Here is a 17,593-nt window from a genome sequence, read left to right as displayed (position 1 = left end):
TGAGACCAGCGTGACGCAGCGGATGCGGTACCGCAACTCGCCGCGACGGACCGCTGCTCGGAGTAACGCGACCGGCCTGTTCCCCGGCCGGCGGCCGTACGGCGGTCAGCCGCGGCGTCCGGCGGCCCGGCGCACCGCCTCGATGAACCGCCGCGCGGCGGGCGGACCCGGTTCGCCCGGAGCGGGGTCGTGCTCGCCCAGCGTCAGCAGGTACCGCTTGCCGTTGAGATCGGCCAGCGCCTTGTCGTCCGGCCGGAACCACGGCCGGGACGCGCGCACCGCCTGCACCGGGGCACTGTCGATCTCGCTGCCGTAGCTGGTGAGCAACTCCAGCCTGCCGTCGTTGATCCGGACCTGACCGGCCCGGGTGAGCGAACGCAGCCGCTTGCCGATCCGCACTCCCGTGGCTGTGAACTCCGGCTCCGCCATCGTCGACCGCCCCCTTGCCCGTGTGCTTCCGCGATCCAGTGTGCGCCCGCGTCCGATCCGTTGTGCGCCCGCGCCCGATGCCGTGTGCGCTCGCATCCGGGACGATCGCCCCGTCGCGTGCAGTCTGCCCCGATGCGGCCGGGAACACCAGTACACGCGGGACGCCCGCGGCAGCCGTCCGGAGCACTCCCGCCAATGCGCCCCCGAATGCCGCGCAGCCTTGTGCCCCAGAGCGGCTTTGGGTGGCTCAAAGATGCGTTTATGCAGGTGGGAAGCGGTGTGAAAGATGCCTATGCTCGACTTGCCGGCCGCGCGAGGCGTCGTCGGCGCCCAGCCTAAGGAGCACCGCCGTGAGCACCACCCACCAGACCCGGACCGGCGCCACCCTCGACGTCGACCGCAGTGACGCCGACTACCGCGACTGGCTGAAAGAGGCCGTCCGCAAGGTCCAGGCCGACGCCAACCGGTCGGCGGACACGCACCTGCTGCGCTTCCCCCTCCCCGAGCACTGGGGCATCGACCTCTACCTCAAGGACGAGTCGACGCACCCCACCGGAAGCCTCAAGCACCGCCTCGCCCGCTCGCTCTTCCTCTACGGCCTCTGCAATGGCTGGATCCGCCCCGGCCGCCCGGTCATCGAGGCCTCCAGCGGCTCCACCGCCGTCTCCGAGGCCTACTTCGCCAAGCTGATCGGCGTGCCCTTCATCGCGGTCATGCCGCGCACGACCAGCGCCGAGAAGTGCCGCCTCATCGAGTTCCACGGCGGACAGTGCCACTTCGTGGACGACTCCCGGAAGATGTACGAGGAGTCCGCCCGTCTGGCGGTGGAGACCGGCGGCCACTACATGGACCAGTTCACCTACGCCGAGCGGGCCACCGACTGGCGCGGCAACAACAACATCGCCGAATCGATCTTCCGGCAGCTGGAGTTGGAGCGCTTCCCGGAGCCGGCCTGGATCGTCGCCACCGCCGGCACCGGCGGCACCTCCGCGACCCTCGCGCGCTATGTCCACTACATGCAGTACGACACCCGTATCTGCGTCGCCGACCCGGACAACTCCTGCTTCTTCGAGGGCTGGACCTCCGGCGATCCGGACGTCACCTGCGACTGCGGTTCCCGGATCGAGGGCATCGGCCGGCCGCGCATGGAGCCCAGCTTCGTGCCCGGGGCGATCGACCGGATGATGAAGGTCCCGGACGCGGCCAGCGTCGCCGCCGTACGCGCCCTGGAGCGGGCCATCGGCCGCAAGGCGGGCGGCTCCACCGGGACCGGGCTGTGGAGCGCGTTGAAGATCGTCTCCGAGATGGTGGCCGAGGGCCGCCGGGGGAGCGTCGTCACCCTGCTCTGCGACCCGGGCGACCGCTACCTCGACAAGTACTACTCCGACGCCTGGCTGGCCGAGCAGGGCCTGGACATCGCGCCGTACACAGCGGCGATCGAGACCCTGCTGACGACGGGGGTGTGGCCGGACTGAGCCCGCCCGGCCCGTTCCGCGGCCGGTGCCCAACGGGCGGGTGACGCGGTTGTGAGGGTTTGGTGACGTCTCAATTGGGGTTCTGGGCAAGCCGGTTGTGCCTGTGTGACTGATAAGATCATCCCACTTTTCGGTGGGCTGACGGCGTGCCAAGAACGCGTCAACGGGGGGACAGTCTCAAAGGCACCATCGCGCTCGTACGCTCCTGGCGCGATGCGACTTGAAGAGAGTCTCATGACGTCATTGACCACGGATCCACTGCTGTGGATCTTGCTGGTGGTGCTCGTCGCTGCGGTCGTCGCAGTGATGCGCGCCCGGAGAACCAACATGGCTCTCCGAAGAACGAGAAAGGAACTCGAGGCAGGACTGGGGGCGGCCCGCGGTGACGTCGGTCAGCTGCACACGCACATCGCCGCGCTGACCGCACAGCATCAGCGTGACCTCGCGGACGTGCGCGCCGACGCCGAGGCGTCGACCAAGGCGGTGCTGAAGTCCGCGATGGGAACGCTCCAGTCGCTCGCCGAGGAACAGCAGGTCCTCCTGGACAGCCTGCTGAGGAAGTACGGCGACACCACGGAGGTGCTGGCCGACCTGATGACGGTCGACCACACCGGCAGCCAGTTCGGCCGCCGCGCCAAGGGCATCTCCGTGCTCTGCGGCGGATGGCTGGGCCGGCGTGAGGGCGCCGCCACCGTCTACGACGTCGCCCGCAGCGCCCAGGGCAGGATCAAGGACTTCGACCGGGTCGGCGTCCACTCGCAGGTCAACGTCTCCCTCCTCGGCAAGGCGGTCGAGCCGGTGGCCGTCGTACTGGCCGAACTGCTGGACAACGCGACGACCTACAGCGCGCCCGGAACGCCGGTCGAGGTCAACATCCAGGCCGTACCGACCGGTGTGTGCTTCATCGTCGACGACGCCGGACTGGGCATGGACCAGGAGACCAAGGACCGGGCGGCGGCTCTGCTGTCCGTGGACGGTCCCGTCGACATCACCGGTCTCGGCGATCCGCCGCGGTTCGGCTTCGCCGTGTGCGGCATGCTCGCCGCCCGCTACGGCTTCGCCGTCTCCGTCGGCTCCGTGTCCCCCTACGGCGGAGTGCGTGCAGTGATTCGTGTGCCCGAAAGTCTCCTCTCGGCCGACACTCCCTCCCCGGGGGCCGGCGCCCAGGGCGATCAGGACGCCGTGGCCCAGGAGGCCGCGCCCCAGCGGCTGGCCCCGGTCCCCGTCGTGGGCCCTTCGCACGTGGTGGGAACGACCTCGGGAGGTCTGCCCAAACGCCGCCGGCGCAGCGGCCCCGTCACCGTGGTCCCGGCCCCCGACACCGCAGACCAGGAAGGGACTTTCGAGCCGGCCAGCGAGGTGACGGCGTCGCGGATCGGGGCGTTCGCACGCGGAACCCACCTCGGGCGGACCACGAACACCACGGAAGGACCTGACAACCAGTGAAGATCGACCTGTCCTGGGTGCTGAACGACGTGCTCGAGGTACGCGGAGCCCGGCACGCGATCCTCGTCTCGGGAGACGGCCTGCTGCTGCAGCGTTCGGACGACATCGCACGCGACGACGCCGAGACGAACGCCGCCGCGATGAGCTCGATGCAGTCGCTGAGCCGCGCCGTCGCGGGGTTCGTGGGAGCGGGGCACGGCATCTGGAAGCAGACGCTGCTGGAGTACGACGGCGGCTGGATCTTCCTGATCGCCGCCGGCCAGGGCTCGTACCTGGCCGTCTCGGCCGCGCTGGACGTCGACATGGAGGCCATGTCCTTCCGCATGCAGAAGACGGTGGCCGCACTGAGCAAGGCGATGAGTGTGGCACCGCGCTCGGAGAACGGTGCCGGGGTATGACCACGCCCGGCGAGGAGGCCTCCGTCACCAGCGAGTTCGTCCGCTCCTATGTCATCACCGGCGGCCGGACCCTGCCGGCCGCGGACGACCTGGCGCTGCACACCCTCGTCACCCTGGCTCCCGAGCGGACCCCTCCGCTGGGGGCCGGCCCCGAGGTGATGGCGATCTGGCAGCTGTGCGCGGGCGGCTACCTGTCGGTCGCCGAGGTCGCGGGCCACGTGGGCCTGCCGGTGGGGGTGGCCCGGCTGCTGCTGACCGATTTATTCGAGCAGGGCCACCTCCTGCGCCGCGCCGAGCCGCCCCGGGCTCAGAACGTTGACAGAGCGACCCTCGAGAAGGTTCTGAATGGACTCCAATCCCTCATCGGCTGAGACGGCCCCGGGATCCATCTACGTCTCCAGCGCGGTGACCAACGCTGCCAAGATCCTGGTCGTCGGGCATTTCGCCGTGGGCAAGACGACCTTCATCGGCTCGCTGTCGGAGATCACCCCGCTGCGCACCGAGGAGAAGATGACCCAGGCGTCCCTCCACGTGGACGACCTCAGGGGCGTGACGGACAAGTCCACGACCACGGTGGCCCTGGACTTCGGCCGTCTGACGCTCAGCGACGACCTCGTGCTGTACCTGTTCGGCACCCCGGGACAGCAGCGTTTCATGCAGTTGTGGGAGGACATGGCCCGCGGCGCGCTGGGCGCCCTGCTCCTGGTCGACCCGGCCCGGCTGGAGGAGACCTTCCCCGTCATCGACCTCGTCGAGCGGTACGGCCTCGAGTACGCCATCGCGGTCAACGGGTTCGACCCGGGCACGGTCTACGAGGAGGCCGAGGTGCGCGAGGCCCTCGATCTGCTGCCGGACACCCCCGTCGTCTACTGCGACGCCCGCGACCGGCAGTCCTCCGCCCACGCGTTGATCGCGCTCGTCCGACACCTGCTCACCCGAGCCGCCTGACCCGACCACCCGCCCGGACCGTCTCCCCCCCGGACCACCGGCCCGGAGCCAGCAGAAGGAACCCCATGGACCGCCAGTCAGTCCCCGCCCCCGCCGGCACCAGATGCCCCATGCACGACGCCGCGTTCGCCGCCGACCCCCACCAGGTCTACGACCGGTTGCGCGCCCACGGTCCGGCCGGACCGGTCGAACTCGCACCCGGTGTCGACGCCACGCTGGTCGTCGGGCACGAGACGGCCCTGCGCGTGCTGCAGAACACCACGCTCTTCGCCCGTGACTCCCGCCGCTGGACGGCGCTGAACGAAGGGCACATACCGCTGGACCATCCGGTCCTGCCGATGATGGCGTACCGGCCCAACTGCCTGTTCACCGACGGCGCCGTGCACCTCAGGCTGCGCAAGGCCGTCACGGACAGCCTGGCCCGGCTCAACATCACCCGGATCCGCCGGGACGTCGAGCCCATCGCCGGTTACCTCATCGACCGGTTCAGCGAGCGCGGCCGGGCCGACCTCCTCAACGACTACGCCAAACTGCTGCCGCTGCTGCTGTTCAACAAGCTCTTCGGCTGCCCGGCGGACATCGGTGACACCCTCACCAGCGCCATGTCGGCGATCTTCGACGGCAAGGACGCCCTGCGCGCCAACGAGGAGCTCACTGCCTGCCTCATGCAGCTGATCGCCCTCAAGCGCCGGCAGCCCGGCGACGACGTCACCTCCTGGCTGATCCAGCACCCCGCGGGGCTGACCGACGAGGAGCTCAAGGACCAGCTGGTCATGCTGATGGGCGCCGGCGTGGAACCCGAGCGCAACCTGATCGGCAACGCCCTGCTCCTGCTGCTGTCGCCCGACGCAGGCGGAGGCGACTCCGGGCTGCTGATCGAGGAGGCGATCGATCACGTGCTGTGGAACCAGACGCCCATCGCCAACTACGCCACCCACTACCCGGTCCAGGACGTGGACCTCGGGGGAGTGGTCGCCGAGGCGGGCACGCCGGTCGTCATCAGCTTCGCCGCCGCCAACACCGACCCCGCGCTGGCCGAGGCCCGCCGCAAGCACAGCAGGGGCGCCCACCTGGCCTGGGGTGCAGGCCCGCACGCCTGCCCGGCCAAGGGCCCGGCGCAGGTCATCGCCGTCACCGCGATCGAGAAGCTGCTCAACGCCCTGCCCGACCTGACGCTGGCCGTCCCCGAGAAGGACCTTCAGTGGCGGCCGGGCCCGTTCCACCGGGCGCTGGTCGCGCTGCCCGTGGCCTTCAGCCCGGCACCGGCCACCCATGTCGCCTCCGCCCTGCAGAGCCGGCCCGTCCCCGCCTTGGGGGAGCAGCCGGTTCCGACGGCACCGGCCGCTGCCGCCCGACCGGAGCCGGCCAGGAAGAAGGGCTTCTGGAGCACCTTCCTGGACATCTTCCGGGTGTGATGCGTGAGTTGTGGTCGTCTCATGTGCGGCATGTGACGGGAGCAACATTGTCGGGCGCATGACTCGCACGAGAGGAAGGGTAGGTTCCGGCGGTAACGGTAGCGCCCAGCAACAAAGGAGCTTCGCGTGACCGCCGTTGGCGTCATACGCGGTACCACCCCCACCGACCGCCGAGCCGTCATCCCCCTCCTCCGTCGCCTCCGCTCCGCCGAGGGGCAGGCCGACCCCCTGCCCGTCTGGGACGAACTGCGCGCCCTGGGTGACGTGGTGCCCGCCCCCTGGGGCGGGTACTTCGTGACCGGATTCGATGCCTGCAACCAGATCCTGCGCGAACGGAACTGGCTCGTGCCGGACTTCGCCTGGCAGCAGCGCCGGCCCGACATGGCGCGCTGGCAGGACCCGGCGACCCAGGAGATGACACGGACGCTGTCCCGCCTCAACCCGCCGGAGCACACCTTCCGGCGCCGCGCCCTGGGCAACCTCTTCGACCGCGGCACCCTCGAGGCCATGCAGCCCCGGATCGCCGCCCATGTCACCGACCTCCTGGACCGTCTCGAGGCAACGCTGCGCGCCGACGGCGAGGCCGACTTCGTCACCACGGTCGGCGACCAGCTGCCCGTCCACACCGTCGGCCACTGGCTCGCCATCCCGGCCGGGGACTACCCACACATCCTGGACTTCACCCACCGGCAGGTGCACGCCCAGGAACTGATCCCCACCAAGAGCGAACTGGCCGTATCGGCACAGGCCACCGAGGAGATGCGGGCCTACTTCACCGGTCTCGTCGCCCACCGGCGCGCCCACCCCGGCGACGACGTCCTCAGCGGCTGGATCCGCTACTGGGACGCGGAGTACCCCGACGACCGCGCGGCGGCCGACCAGATGCTGTACGACCTGACGATGTTCCTCACCATCGCCTCCCTGGAGACCACCGCGACCCTGCTGACCAACGCGGTGTGGTTCCTGACCCAGGACCCCGCCCGGGCCGACTGGCTGCGCCGGCACCCCGAGCACATGGACGACGCGATCGACGAGGCGCTGCGCTACGACCCGCCGATCCACCTCAACTCCCGCTTCGCCGCCGACGACACCGTCCTCGCCGGTGTTCCCATCGCCAAGGACACCACCGTCCACGTCCTGTACGGCGCCGCCAACCACGACCCGCGCCGCAACCCGGACCCCCACCTCTTCGACATCCGCCGCAAGGGCGCCCACCTCACCTTCGGCGGCGGCGTCCACTACTGCCTCGGCTCGGGCCTGGCCCGGCTGGAGGCCCGCCTTCTGCTCACCCACCTGCTGGAACGATTCCCCACCCTGCGGCCGACCGCGGGCCCGACCTATGCCAACCGGATGGTCTTCCGGCGCATCACCTCCCTGAAAGTGACGACATGACCGCCCTCCCCCTGACGACCCTCCCGGCCGGCGCCGTACGGCGGACCCTGCGGACCCACCGGGAGGGGCCGGTCCTCACCGTCGAGCTGGACAACCCCGAGCAGGGCAACACCGTCACCGACGCCCTGCTGGACGACCTGCTGGCGGTCCTGCAGCACCAGGACCCGGCGGTCCGGGTGCTGGTGCTCACCGGAAGCGGCGACGACTTCTGCCTCGGCGGGGACCGCGACGAGTCCGCCCGGCAGCTCGCCCACGACCCCACGGGCGGCGGCATCCGCCTGTCGGGGACCAAGGCGCGACGCGTCTGCGAGGCCCTGACCACGAACCCGGCCGTCACCATCGCGCGCGTCCACGGCAAGGCCATCGGGGCGGGCTTCGCCCTCGCGCTGGCCTGCGATCTGCGGGTCGGATCCGAGGACGCGACCTTCCGGCTGCCCGAACTCGCGCTCGGGCTGCCCACCGCGTGGGGCGGCCTCCTGCCCCGCCTCATCAGCGAGGTCGGCGCCGCCCGCGTCCGCGAGATCGTCCTCACCGGCCGGGTCATCACCGCGGCGGAGGCCCAGTCCCTGTCCATCCTGCAGAAGGTCGTCCCCGCGTCCGAGCTGGACGCGTCCGTCGCCGCCTGGGCCAGGCCCGTCGTCCGCCGCCCCCAGGCGGCCCTGCGCGTCACCAAGACCCTGCTCAACTCGCTGTCCGCGGCCTCGCGGCTGGCCGACGTCTCCGCACTGGACGCGGAACTGATGGCAGCGGTCGTGACCGAGTCGCAGCTCGCCCGTGGCGCCGGCTGATCAGCGCCCGGCCACGTAGTGGTCCAAGGAGCTGACCGCATCCCGGAAGGCGCGCCCCAGGCCCGGCCGGGCCAGCCCGAGGGCGAACCGGAACGGCCCCGTCCCGTCTGCGGCGAAGGTCCACTGCACCCGGGTGCCGGTGCCCCGAGGTGTCAGGCGCCACTCCTCGACCAGGGCGCGCAGGCCCGGCGCGTTGGTGGCGTCGACGCGGTAGGCGTACACCTCGGGCGCCTTCGCCGCGAGCACCGTCTCCTCGAACCGCGTCCCGCCCCTGAGCCGGATCTCACGCCCGGTGCCACCGTCGGTGGCCCGGGCGAGCGTCACCGCCGAGAACCACTGCGGCCAGCCGGGCACGTCCTCCGCGAGCGCGCGGAAGACCTGCTCGGGGGAGGCGGAGACCTCCCGCGCGAAGATCAGACGTACGGGCGCGGCCCCGACGAAGCCGAGGTCCACCGGGCGCAGACGACGAGCCATGGACGTAACCCCCTTGTGCCACTTCCGCAGGGCGGTCGACCGGGCGGCCACCATAGCTGACGGACCATCAGATGTCTGCGTCGTCTTCCCCGGGCTCGCCCGCCACCACCACCCGCAGGTGCTCGGAGATCTCCGCGCGTGCCTCGGCGGGCAGGCCCGCATCGGTCACCAGCGTGTCCACCTGCTCCAGCGCGGCGAAGGAACTCAGGCCCACCGTGCCCCACTTGGTGTGGTCGGCGACCACCACCACCCGGCGCGCGGAGTGCACCAGCCGCCGGTTCGTCTCCGCCTCGGCGAGGTTCGGCGTGGACAGACCGGCCTCGACCGATATGCCGTGCACCCCGAGGAAGAGCAGATCGAAGTGGAGGGCGGCGATCGCCTGGTCGGCCACCGGTCCCACCAGCGAGTCCGACGGGGTGCGCACGCCGCCGGTCAGCACCACCGTGGCCGCGCCCTGCCGCTGGCCTGAGGTGCGCTGGGCGGCGTGAAAGACGTCGGCGACCCGCACCGAGTTCGTCACCACGGTCAGGTCGGGCACCTCCAGCAGCTGCTGGGCGAGCGCGTACGTGGTCGTACCGCCGGACAGGGCGATCGCCGTGCCCGGGGTGACCAGCTTGGCGGCGGCGCGCGCGATGTCCTCCTTGGCAGTCAGCTCCAGACCCGACTTCGCCTCGAAGCCGGGCTCGTGCGTGCTGGCCTCGACCACCGGAACCGCGCCGCCGTGCACCTTCTCCAGCACGCCCTGGCGGGCGAGGGCGTCCAGGTCACGGCGGACGGTCATGTCCGACACGCCGAGCTTGCGGGTCAGTTCGTTGACCCGTACGCCACCCCGGCGCCGGACCTCGTCCAGGATCAGGGCGCGGCGCTGCTCCGCGAGGAGGTTCTGATTCTCGCTCACGTACGCTCCGGTCCTCTCGCCGCCATCCGTCCGACACGCCCGGCACTCCGCACCCGACCAGGAGATTCCGGTCGGCCGGAGTTGCGCGGGCGTCCCATCTTTTCACGGGTCGGTACGGGTTGCGCCACCACCTGTCACGACGCGCACATGCCACGGCCGCCACGGCCGCCCCGGCGACCGTCACACGGATCGGTGAGAATCCGCGACGACAGGTGTGCGGCATCCCCGGACCGGAGATCCTGAGGCCCGCGTCGACACAGTCCTTCGGGTGCGTCACGGGGGGTGCGAGCACAGTGGACCGCGCACGGGAATGCCGCAGCGAGCCGCAGCCGGACGGCCGGGCCGGGGCGGACGCGGAGCTGGAGTTGCTGGTGCACGGGGTGGGCGGGACCACCCCCGAGAAGATGCTCGGCGACCCGCGCACCGTCCGGGTCACCGGCGACGACACGGCCGCCGTGTTCCGGCGCGCCGAGGAGGCCGAGGCCGGGAGACAACCCGGGGACGGGCCGGTCCGGGAGGCGTACGTCTGGTGCAACCTCACCTCCGGCGACAGCAGCCGGGCCCTGTGGCTGTTGCTGCTGCCGTTCATGGTGGTCAACCTCGCCCACTGGATGCGCCCCGCAGCGGCCGGCCGGCACCGCCCGGTCCGCCTGTACGGGCTCCTCGTACGGCTGGCCGCCCTCAGCCTGACCGTGCTGCTGGTGGCCGCCTGCTGCGAGGTGGCCCTGGACCTGGTGGCCTGGCAGTGCGTCGGCGCCCGTCCTTGCCTCCGCCGCCACACCTGGCTCACCTTCCTCGCGCCCGGAGCGGCCGGCGCCCCCGACGCCTGGTGGAGCCCGCCCGGCCGCCGGCTCGCGCTTGCCGCACTGGTGCCGACCGCGCTGACGGCCCTGCTGTGGTACCTCTCCCGCCGCACCTGGAGCGCGTACGAGTCCCACCGGCCGATGTCCCACGACCGCGAGCCGGACACCGACGGCAGCGCGCTGACCAGGCCCGGCTTCTGGTACGGCCGCCGTCTCGTGGCCCGGCTGCGTGCCGCGCACACCGCGGCGGCCCTGCTGACCGTGGCCGCCGCCGTCGCGGCCCCCGCGGTCCGCTTCGACCACCGGCCCGACGGCCCCGCCGCCCTGGACATCCTCGGCCGGCTGCTCACCCGCGGCCCTGTCGGCCTGGGCAGCGACGGCCGTGGGGGTCGTCTGCCGCCGGGGCCGCAGCGAGAACCGTCTCGACCAGCGGCTCGACCGGCACCTCGTAACCCTCCTGCCGCTCGGCGCGCTCGGCCTGCTGCTGCTCACCGTGGTCTACGCGGGCTGGGCCCGGCCCGGCTGGCGGTCCGCGGGGCGCCTGCCGGGCGCCCCGGCCTTCGGCTCCCTCATGGCGGGCCAGGGGCTGCTGGTCGTCGCGCTCGCCGTCGTGGCCGGGTGCCTGCACCGCCGTAGCCCCGACCCGCGCGCCGGCATGCGGGGCCTGGGCGGACCGGCCGTCGCGCTGCTCGCCTGCGCCCTGGGCGGGGTGATGTCCGGCGGGGTCGCCCAGCGCGTCGCCGACTGGCTCGACGGCACCCGCGCCGCGCTCCCCGGGCCGCCGGTCCTGCTGACCTGGCAGGCGTCCACCATCCCGCCGATCCTCACGGTCCTGCTGCTCCTCGCCGCCCGGCTCGGGCTCGGCACCGCCCGGCTGGCCCGCGCCGAACGCGACCGGATCCGCCACGAGCATCCCGGCGAACCCGAGGATCCCGGGCGAACCCGCGACATCGCCCACATCCGCGCCATGGCCACGCTCACCGACCGGGCACCCCTCGTCGTCGCCGTGCTCACCGCCACCACCCTGCTGCTCGGCGCCGTGGCGCTGGCCGGCGCGCTGACCACCGGAAAGACCCCCGACCAAGCTGCCCGCCATACCCACGACGCCGTACAGGCCGTCGCCGAGACCTCGCAGGCGCTGGGCTCCTGGCTGGTCGGTCTCGGCTTCGTGCTCTTCGTGACCTGGGGCAGGCGCGCCTACAAGGACGCCTCGGCGCGGCGCACCATCGGCATCCTCTGGGACGTCGGAACCTTCTGGCCGCGCGCCGCGCACCCCTTCGCACCGCCCTGCTACGCCGAGCGCGCGGTGCCGGACCTGACCTGGCGCACGGCCACCTGGACCCGGCGCACCGGGGGCCGCCTGGTCCTCTCCGGCCACTCCCAGGGCAGCGTGCTGGCCGCGGCCGCCGCCTGGCAGCTGCCGCCGTCCGTCCGCGGCCGGATCGCGCTGCTGACCTACGGCTCCCCGCTGGAACGCCTGTACGGCCGCTGGTTCCCGGCCCACTTCGGACCGCCCGCGCTCGCCGCCCTGCACCGCGACGTCGCCGGCTGGGGCAACCTCTACCGCAGCACCGACCCCATCGGCGGGCCCGTCCACGTCCCGGACGACGCCACGCCCGAGGTCGACCACGGTCCGCTGCAGGACCCGCTCGCCTACGGCCGCACGCCCGAGCATCCCCTCCCGGCGCCCATCCTCGGCCACTCCGACTACCAGGCGGACCCCGTCTTCGCCCGGGTACGCGCCCGCCTGCTGCGCCGACTGCGCCCGGAGCTTCCCGGACCGCGACCGGAACGCCGGGACCCGCGGTGAGGCCTGGCTAGGTCCGGTCGTCACATTCCCGCCTGCCCTGCGACAGGACCTGGGCCGAGTGCTCGACGTACTCGATGACGACTCCGCCCGCATGCCGGACGGTCGCGTTGCGGCCCGTGGGCACCTCGTTCGGGCCGTCGACGATCTTCCCGCCATGGGCCGCCAGGAGCGCCTGCAGCCCGTCCAGGTCGTCCACGAGCACCGTGCTCTGCACATCACGGAACGGGGCGAGAGCCTGCTCGTCCCCCGCGACGACCAGGAAGCCGCCGATGCTCGCGACCTCCACCCCACCGTGCGAGAACCGGGTGCGGACGTCGTGGCCCGTCAGCGCGCGCAGTGCGGGCAGCGCCTCGTCCAGGTCGTCCACGTAGAGCCGGGCGAGCGTCGCCAGCGCCTTCATGACCGAATCCTCCATCAAGTGTGTGCGGCACGTGTGTGCGAGCGGATGCTCAGGACAGCTCCGGAAGGTCCTCCGCGTACAGCAGGGTCAGATCGTCGGTGCTGGGGTCCGCCAGCTGGGCGACGCGGCCCGCGTGCCGCTCCACCATCGCCTCGAAGGTCTGGCGGGCGGTGCGGCCGTTGCCGAACGCCGGGCCCTTCGGGATGGCCGTGAAGTACTTCAGCAGCGCCTCGGACGCGCCCGGCGTCAGCCGGTACTCGTGCTCGTCGGCCTGCTGTTCCACGATCCGCAGCAGCTCCTCGGGGCCGTAGTCGCCGAAGGTGATGGTGCGGGAGAAGCGGGAGGCGACACCGGGGTTGACGGACAGGAAGCGCTCCATCTCCGCCGTGTAGCCGGCGACGATCACCACCACCGCGTCCCGGTGGTCCTCCATCAGCTTCACCAGCGTGTCGATGGCCTCCTTGCCGAAGTCACGTCCGGCGTCCTGGGGGGAGAGCGCATACGCCTCGTCGATGAACAGCACACCCCCGCGCGCCTTCTCGAACGCCTCCTGGGTGCGGATCGCCGTGGAACCGATGTGTTCGCCGACCAGGTCGACCCGGGACACCTCCACCAGGTGCCCCTTCTCCAGCACGCCGAGCGAGGCGAGGATCTCGCCGTAGAGGCGGGCCACCGTCGTCTTGCCCGTGCCCGGCGAGCCGGTGAAGACCAGGTGCCGTTTGACCGAGGCCGCCTTCAGGCCCGCCTGCTGCCGGCGCCGGCCCACCTCGATCATGTCGGTCAGCGCCCGCACCTCGCGCTTGACGCTCTCCAGGCCCACCAGCGCGTCGAGTTCACCGAGCGCGTCCTTCGACGTCCGCACCGGTTGCGCCGGCTCGGCGGCGGCGATCAGCGGCTCCTGCTCGGTGCTGCGCTGCCCGGGGATCGAGCCGAGCAGCCCGGGGGAGTGCGACACCGTCTGGACGGCGGTCTCCCGGACCGCGGGCGGCCGCATGCCGCCGCTCTCGTCGCTGGTGCAGTCCTCCACCACCGGACCCGTCCCGGACGCGGCGTCGGGGCCCGCGTCCGCGAACTCGTAACCGCCGCGTGCGCAGCGCTCCGTACGGCACTTGCGCAGTGTCGCCCGGCAGCCGTCGATCACGTGGAAGCCGTAACCGGCGCTGCCGCTGACCCGGCAGTTCAGGAAGCTGCCACGGCCGCCCGCCGAGACGTAGAAGCCCGCCTCGGCGGGGGCGTCGACCGTACAGCGCTCGATGGTCGGGTCGGCGCCCTTGGTGACGATCACACCGGTCTGGGTGCCGTCCAGGGTGCAGTTGTTCAGCGTGCCGCCGCTGCCGTGGTCGCGGAACCACGCGCCGGTCGCCGCCTCCCGGATCCGGCAGTCGTCGAGCTGCGCGGTCGCCCCGTCGCTCACCGACACCGCCGTGTTGCGCACCTGGGACAGATCGCTGTCCACGACGTCCGCGCGCGAACCGCGGTCCAGTACGAACAGGGCGTCCGGCACGTCGTGCACACGGCAGGAGTCGAGGACGGCGGTGGCGCCGTCGCTGACCCACACCGCCGGATAGTCGCCGGTGCTGTCGAAGATCTCGCACTGGTGGGCGTCCACCCGGGTCCCCGGATCCCACACCGACAGGCCGTTGCGGCCGAACTGACGGACCGTCGTCCGGGTCAGCGTGAGCACCGAACGGGAGCGCAGGTCGACCGCGTTCTCCGGGATGTCGTGGAGGTGGCAGTCGGCGAGCGTGAGCACCGCGTCGGTGTCCAGCGTGACGCCGTCGGCGGTGGTGCGGTGCACATCGCAGTCGGTCAGCTGCGCCGTCGCCCGCTGGGTGACCTGCACGCCGGAGCCGCGGACCTCGTAGATCTCACAACCCACCGCCTCCAGCGCGGAGTTCTCGCCGGTCACGGTCACCCCGGTGCCCGACGCGTGGTGCACCCGGCAGCGCTCCAGGCGCGGATGCGCACCGCCGCGGACCGCCACGCCGGCCTGCCCGGCGGCGACGACCTCGCACTCCTCGAACACCCCGCTGCCGCCGTCGAGTACGGCGATGCCGATGCCGGCCGGGTTGTCGACGGTGCACCGGCGCACGGTCGGGCGGGCGCCGCCGCGCACCTCGATGCCCGCGGCGGACCGGGTCACGATCCGTACGTCCATCAGCTCGGGCGTGCCGTCCTCGACCAGTAGTGCGGGCGACGCCGCGTCCTGTCCCTCCACGTGCAGGTCCTGCACCACGGCGGAGGCGCGCACGGTGAGCGGCACACCGTCCACGGGCGCGATCCGCACCGAGCCGGGGGAGCCCTCGGGGCCACGGAGCGTCACTGCCCGCTGGACCACGAGGTTTTCCCGGTAGGTGCCCGGGGCGATGGTGAGGACGTCGCCGTCGGCGGCGGCCTCCAGGGCGGCGGCGAGCGAGGCGTACTCGCCTGTGCGGCGCCGCCACCGCGACGTACCGGTGTGCGTCACCTGGACCGTGCCCTGTGCCATGGCGTTGCTGTGCCCCCACCTCGTCGTACCTGTGGCTCGCTCCCTCGGGGGACCTGCCGCCGGTGCCGGGAGCGCGACCGCGCTCAGCCCCTGGGGCTGGTGCGCGTTCGCGCTCCCGAAAACCTGCGCGGGCCCCTGCGGTTCGCTCACCCGCGGGTTGTCGCCGAAAGCGCTTCGGCCGGTCCACCGTAGCGTGTGCGTGCACGGTGGACTGACCAGAGCCGCAAGGCCGTCAGCAGCCGGTGCCCGCCTTGCCCCAGTCCGGGCCCGCCCGGTCCCATGCCTGGTCCCAGCGGGCGTACCGGCTGCGGACCATGCGCCACACGGCCAGCCGCCTGCCGCCTTCGACCAGGCCCGTGATCAGCAGGGCCGCGCCGATCCCGGCGAGTACGGCGTGTGTGGTGGCGGTGGGGGAGTCCAGCGGGCGGGTCGTTATTCGGCCGTGCGGGTCCGTCCAGAGTCCGAAGTGGTCGCCCGGGCGCGGGGACTTGAGGTTCGCCAGGGCCGGGCCGTGCTGGAGGGTGCCGTCCGGCGCGGTCCAGGCCGCGAGAACGCGGTTGCGGGACTCGCGCGCCGCCGTGGTGTCGGGGTCGGTCTCCAGCGGGGCCTCGACCAGGTCACGCACGACTGTGGCCGTGACGAGGTGGCGCGTGTGCCGCTGTTCGCGCACGGACCGCTGGAGCGAGTCCTGGGCGGCGGTGCCGACCAGGCAGCCGACCACGGGTGCGGCCAGGGCGATCAGCACCATGGCGACGAGGGCCACCCATGCCTCGGCCAGATCGGTTGCGCGGCGCAGCGGATTGTGCCGCCAGCGCCACAGACCAGTGATGGCCTGCATCTCCCCCACCCCCTTCCGCTCCGTCATAACCCCCGGCGCGGTGGCGCATTCGCAGCCCGGAGCAAGAGAGAGCGACATCACGTCCACCGCGGACGGTCACGCACGCGGCTTCTCATGAATCTCTCACCCTCCCAACGACCGGGACCCGCCTCCGGTTCCCTGCCGGCCGCGCGTTTGTCGCGCGCTAGTCCAGCACCCGCACCGGGTCCCCGACCCTGATCGTGCCGCGCGAGAGGGGCACGAGGTTCTGGCCGAAGATCAGCCTCGATCCGACCCTGCGGTGACGTGCCAGGGTGCGCAGGGGCTCCCGGCCGCGTAGGGCGGTGTCCTGGTCGGTGGTGGTGACGACACAGCGTCCGCTCGCCTTCGCGACACGGAAGACCACCTCGCCCAGGCAGATCCGCGACCAGTGGTCCTCGGCCCACGCCTCGGTGCCGGCGACGACGACGTTCGGCCGGAAGCGGTTCATGGGCAGCGGGCCCTCGCCGGCGTGCGGGCCCTCGGCGATCAGGGAGTTCAGGGCGTCCAGGGAGGCCGTGGTGGCGACCAGCAGGGGGTAGCCGTCGGCGAAGCTGACCGTCTCGCCGGGCAGGGCGTACTCGGGATCGACGGGGCGGCGGGTGGCCGGATCGTCCATGTGGACCAGGCGGACGGCGGCCCGCAGATAGGCGCTGCACCAGGCATGCGCGGCCTCGGCGGCCGGGACCGCGTCGACCTTCGTGCCGAAGATGTTCACCGGCACCGTTCCGCCCGGCTCGGGCACGGACACCGTCAAGGGAGCCCGGCCCGGCGCGGACAGACGAACGCTGCCGCCGGCTCCGGGCTCGGCGGCGGCCAGCGCGAGGCGCGGCTGTTCGCGCTGTGTGACGACCTTTCCCCCGTCGTCGATCAGCGTCCAGCGCCGGTCTCCGGCCAGGCCCCAGGGCTCCACCACAGCCTCCCGGGGTGCGTGACCCCGGAACGCCTTGACCGGATGGACGTGGATCGACTGCAGTACGGCATGTCCCATGCCGTCATGGTGCCAGCAGGCACCGACATCGACCGGTGTGCCGGTCAGTAGCCGCGGTACTGCTGGTTGTTGTACGGGTCCTGGTAGGGAGCCGGCGCGGGACGCGGGGCGGCCGGGCGCATGGCCTCGTAACCCGTGCCCATCGGGCGCTGCTGCTGCGGGGCCTGCGGGCCGGGGTAGCCCCGCGGGGCGGCGGCCTGCTGCGGGATGTACGCCGTGGGCGCCTGCTGCAGCGGAGCGGGCTGCGGCGCCTGCGGGTAGCCGTAGGCCGGCGCCTGCGGGGAGGGTGCCGCCGGGAGGGCGGGCAGGGCCGACGGCAGAGCGGGCAGGCTGCTGCCCGTGTCGTAGGCGGCGGGGACCCGGATCGGGGCGATCTGCGGGGTACCGCGCTCGGCGACGAGCGAGTCGTAGATCGGGGTGTCCGGGAAGGAGGCGGAGTAGTAGCCGCCACCATAAGTGGAGCGGGGGGAGGTCATGGCACATAAGTTAAGCCCACGATGTGCTCGTTGGGGAGACCGATAAGAGGGTTGTTTTCCGTGCCCGCAGTGACTGGGGATCCCCAATCCGAGCGAACTTGGCAAA

Annotated in this window: 16 protein-coding genes and 1 pseudogene; 9 read left to right on the top strand and 8 right to left on the bottom strand. The window is 72.3% G+C overall.

Annotation, left to right across the window (positions count from 1 at the left end):
* Positions 1-105 precede the first annotated feature (105 nt).
* A complete protein-coding gene (locus ACWC2T_RS13580) occupies positions 106-429 on the bottom strand; it encodes a hypothetical protein (RefSeq protein ID WP_450670522.1) in 324 nt (107 codons plus the stop codon).
* Between the two features lie 350 nt (positions 430-779).
* On the opposite strand from ACWC2T_RS13580, the gene ACWC2T_RS13575 reads away from it, so the two are divergent.
* The 8 genes from ACWC2T_RS13575 (at position 780) to ACWC2T_RS13540 (ending at position 8,291) form a co-directional block, all read left to right on the top strand.
* Positions 780-1,904: a PLP-dependent cysteine synthase family protein gene (locus ACWC2T_RS13575; RefSeq protein ID WP_450670521.1), complete on the top strand. Its 1,125-nt coding sequence runs from the start codon at positions 780-782 to the stop codon at positions 1,902-1,904.
* 234 nt (positions 1,905-2,138) lie between these two features.
* On the top strand, positions 2,139-3,350 hold the full coding sequence (locus ACWC2T_RS13570) for an ATP-binding protein (RefSeq protein WP_450670520.1): 1,212 nt from the start codon (positions 2,139-2,141) through the stop codon (positions 3,348-3,350).
* Positions 3,347-3,748 (top strand): roadblock/LC7 domain-containing protein, encoded by a 402-nt coding sequence (locus ACWC2T_RS13565; protein ID WP_323376296.1) that lies wholly within the window; start codon positions 3,347-3,349, stop codon positions 3,746-3,748. The genes ACWC2T_RS13570 and ACWC2T_RS13565 overlap by 4 nt, the downstream gene beginning before the upstream one ends.
* Positions 3,745-4,119, top strand: a complete 375-nt coding sequence (locus ACWC2T_RS13560) for a DUF742 domain-containing protein (protein ID WP_351205475.1) — start codon at positions 3,745-3,747, stop codon at positions 4,117-4,119. Before ACWC2T_RS13565 ends, ACWC2T_RS13560 begins: the two co-directional genes overlap by 4 nt.
* On the top strand, positions 4,094-4,696 hold the full coding sequence (locus ACWC2T_RS13555; protein WP_450670519.1) for a GTP-binding protein: 603 nt from the start codon (positions 4,094-4,096) through the stop codon (positions 4,694-4,696). The genes ACWC2T_RS13560 and ACWC2T_RS13555 overlap by 26 nt, the downstream gene beginning before the upstream one ends.
* 110 nt (positions 4,697-4,806) lie before the next feature.
* Positions 4,807-6,111, top strand: coding sequence for a cytochrome P450 (locus tag ACWC2T_RS13550; protein WP_450670598.1), 1,305 nt, complete (start codon positions 4,807-4,809; stop codon positions 6,109-6,111).
* A 126-nt stretch (positions 6,112-6,237) separates the two neighbouring features.
* Entirely contained in the window at positions 6,238-7,503 is a 1,266-nt protein-coding gene (locus tag ACWC2T_RS13545) for a cytochrome P450 (RefSeq protein ID WP_450670518.1), read from the top strand.
* A complete protein-coding gene (locus ACWC2T_RS13540) occupies positions 7,500-8,291 on the top strand; it encodes an enoyl-CoA hydratase/isomerase family protein (RefSeq protein ID WP_450670517.1) in 792 nt (263 codons plus the stop codon). Before ACWC2T_RS13545 ends, ACWC2T_RS13540 begins: the two co-directional genes overlap by 4 nt.
* Here ACWC2T_RS13540 and ACWC2T_RS13535 read toward each other — a convergent pair whose 3' ends face one another.
* Positions 8,292-8,765, bottom strand: a complete 474-nt coding sequence (locus ACWC2T_RS13535; protein WP_450670516.1) for an SRPBCC family protein — start codon at positions 8,763-8,765, stop codon at positions 8,292-8,294.
* Between the two features lie 67 nt (positions 8,766-8,832).
* Positions 8,833-9,663: a DeoR/GlpR family DNA-binding transcription regulator gene (locus ACWC2T_RS13530; RefSeq protein ID WP_055705365.1), complete on the bottom strand. Its 831-nt coding sequence runs from the start codon at positions 9,661-9,663 to the stop codon at positions 8,833-8,835.
* 404 nt (positions 9,664-10,067) lie between these two features.
* Here ACWC2T_RS13530 and ACWC2T_RS13525 point away from each other — a divergent pair.
* A pseudogene (locus ACWC2T_RS13525) lies at positions 10,068-12,276 on the top strand (hypothetical protein).
* 7 nt (positions 12,277-12,283) lie between these two features.
* Here the strand turns inward: ACWC2T_RS13525 and ACWC2T_RS13520 are convergent.
* The 5 genes from ACWC2T_RS13520 to ACWC2T_RS13500 form a co-directional block, all read right to left on the bottom strand.
* Positions 12,284-12,676: a VOC family protein gene (locus ACWC2T_RS13520; RefSeq protein WP_450670515.1), complete on the bottom strand. Its 393-nt coding sequence runs from the start codon at positions 12,674-12,676 to the stop codon at positions 12,284-12,286.
* Positions 12,677-12,725: 49 nt separating this feature from the next.
* On the bottom strand, positions 12,726-15,164 hold the full coding sequence (locus ACWC2T_RS13515) for a right-handed parallel beta-helix repeat-containing protein (RefSeq protein ID WP_450670514.1): 2,439 nt from the start codon (positions 15,162-15,164) through the stop codon (positions 12,726-12,728).
* A gap of 232 nt (positions 15,165-15,396) precedes the next feature.
* Positions 15,397-16,002, bottom strand: a complete 606-nt coding sequence (locus ACWC2T_RS13510) for an Rv1733c family protein (protein WP_450670513.1) — start codon at positions 16,000-16,002, stop codon at positions 15,397-15,399.
* Positions 16,003-16,186: 184 nt separating this feature from the next.
* The gene (locus ACWC2T_RS13505; RefSeq protein ID WP_450670512.1) at positions 16,187-17,011 is read right to left on the bottom strand and encodes an MOSC domain-containing protein; all 825 of its coding nucleotides are present in this window, start codon (positions 17,009-17,011) and stop codon (positions 16,187-16,189) included.
* Between the two features lie 44 nt (positions 17,012-17,055).
* A complete protein-coding gene (locus tag ACWC2T_RS13500) occupies positions 17,056-17,487 on the bottom strand; it encodes a DUF6643 family protein (RefSeq protein WP_450670511.1) in 432 nt (143 codons plus the stop codon).
* Positions 17,488-17,593 lie beyond the last annotated feature (106 nt).

This window comes from Streptomyces sp. NPDC001393 (assembly GCF_053597455.1).
This window is presented reverse-complemented; position numbering and strand designations above follow the sequence as displayed.

What these genes read in the sequence shown, in the direction of transcription:
- ACWC2T_RS13520 (WP_450670515.1), bottom strand. Translation starts at nt 12,676, where the DNA reads ATGAAGGCGCTGGCGACGCTCGCCCGGCTCTACGTGGACGACCTGGAC.
- ACWC2T_RS13580 (WP_450670522.1), bottom strand. Translation starts at nt 429, where the DNA reads ATGGCGGAGCCGGAGTTCACAGCCACGGGAGTGCGGATCGGCAAGCGG.
- ACWC2T_RS13540 (WP_450670517.1), top strand. Translation starts at nt 7,500, where the DNA reads ATGACCGCCCTCCCCCTGACGACCCTCCCGGCCGGCGCCGTACGGCGG.
- ACWC2T_RS13570 (WP_450670520.1), top strand. Translation starts at nt 2,139, where the DNA reads ATGACGTCATTGACCACGGATCCACTGCTGTGGATCTTGCTGGTGGTG.
- ACWC2T_RS13550 (WP_450670598.1), top strand. Translation starts at nt 4,807, where the DNA reads ATGCACGACGCCGCGTTCGCCGCCGACCCCCACCAGGTCTACGACCGG.
- ACWC2T_RS13560 (WP_351205475.1), top strand. Translation starts at nt 3,745, where the DNA reads ATGACCACGCCCGGCGAGGAGGCCTCCGTCACCAGCGAGTTCGTCCGC.
- ACWC2T_RS13515 (WP_450670514.1), bottom strand. Translation starts at nt 15,164, where the DNA reads ATGGCACAGGGCACGGTCCAGGTGACGCACACCGGTACGTCGCGGTGG.
- ACWC2T_RS13555 (WP_450670519.1), top strand. Translation starts at nt 4,094, where the DNA reads ATGGACTCCAATCCCTCATCGGCTGAGACGGCCCCGGGATCCATCTAC.
- ACWC2T_RS13535 (WP_450670516.1), bottom strand. Translation starts at nt 8,765, where the DNA reads ATGGCTCGTCGTCTGCGCCCGGTGGACCTCGGCTTCGTCGGGGCCGCG.
- ACWC2T_RS13505 (WP_450670512.1), bottom strand. Translation starts at nt 17,011, where the DNA reads ATGGGACATGCCGTACTGCAGTCGATCCACGTCCATCCGGTCAAGGCG.
- ACWC2T_RS13510 (WP_450670513.1), bottom strand. Translation starts at nt 16,002, where the DNA reads ATGCAGGCCATCACTGGTCTGTGGCGCTGGCGGCACAATCCGCTGCGC.
- ACWC2T_RS13500 (WP_450670511.1), bottom strand. Translation starts at nt 17,487, where the DNA reads ATGACCTCCCCCCGCTCCACTTATGGTGGCGGCTACTACTCCGCCTCC.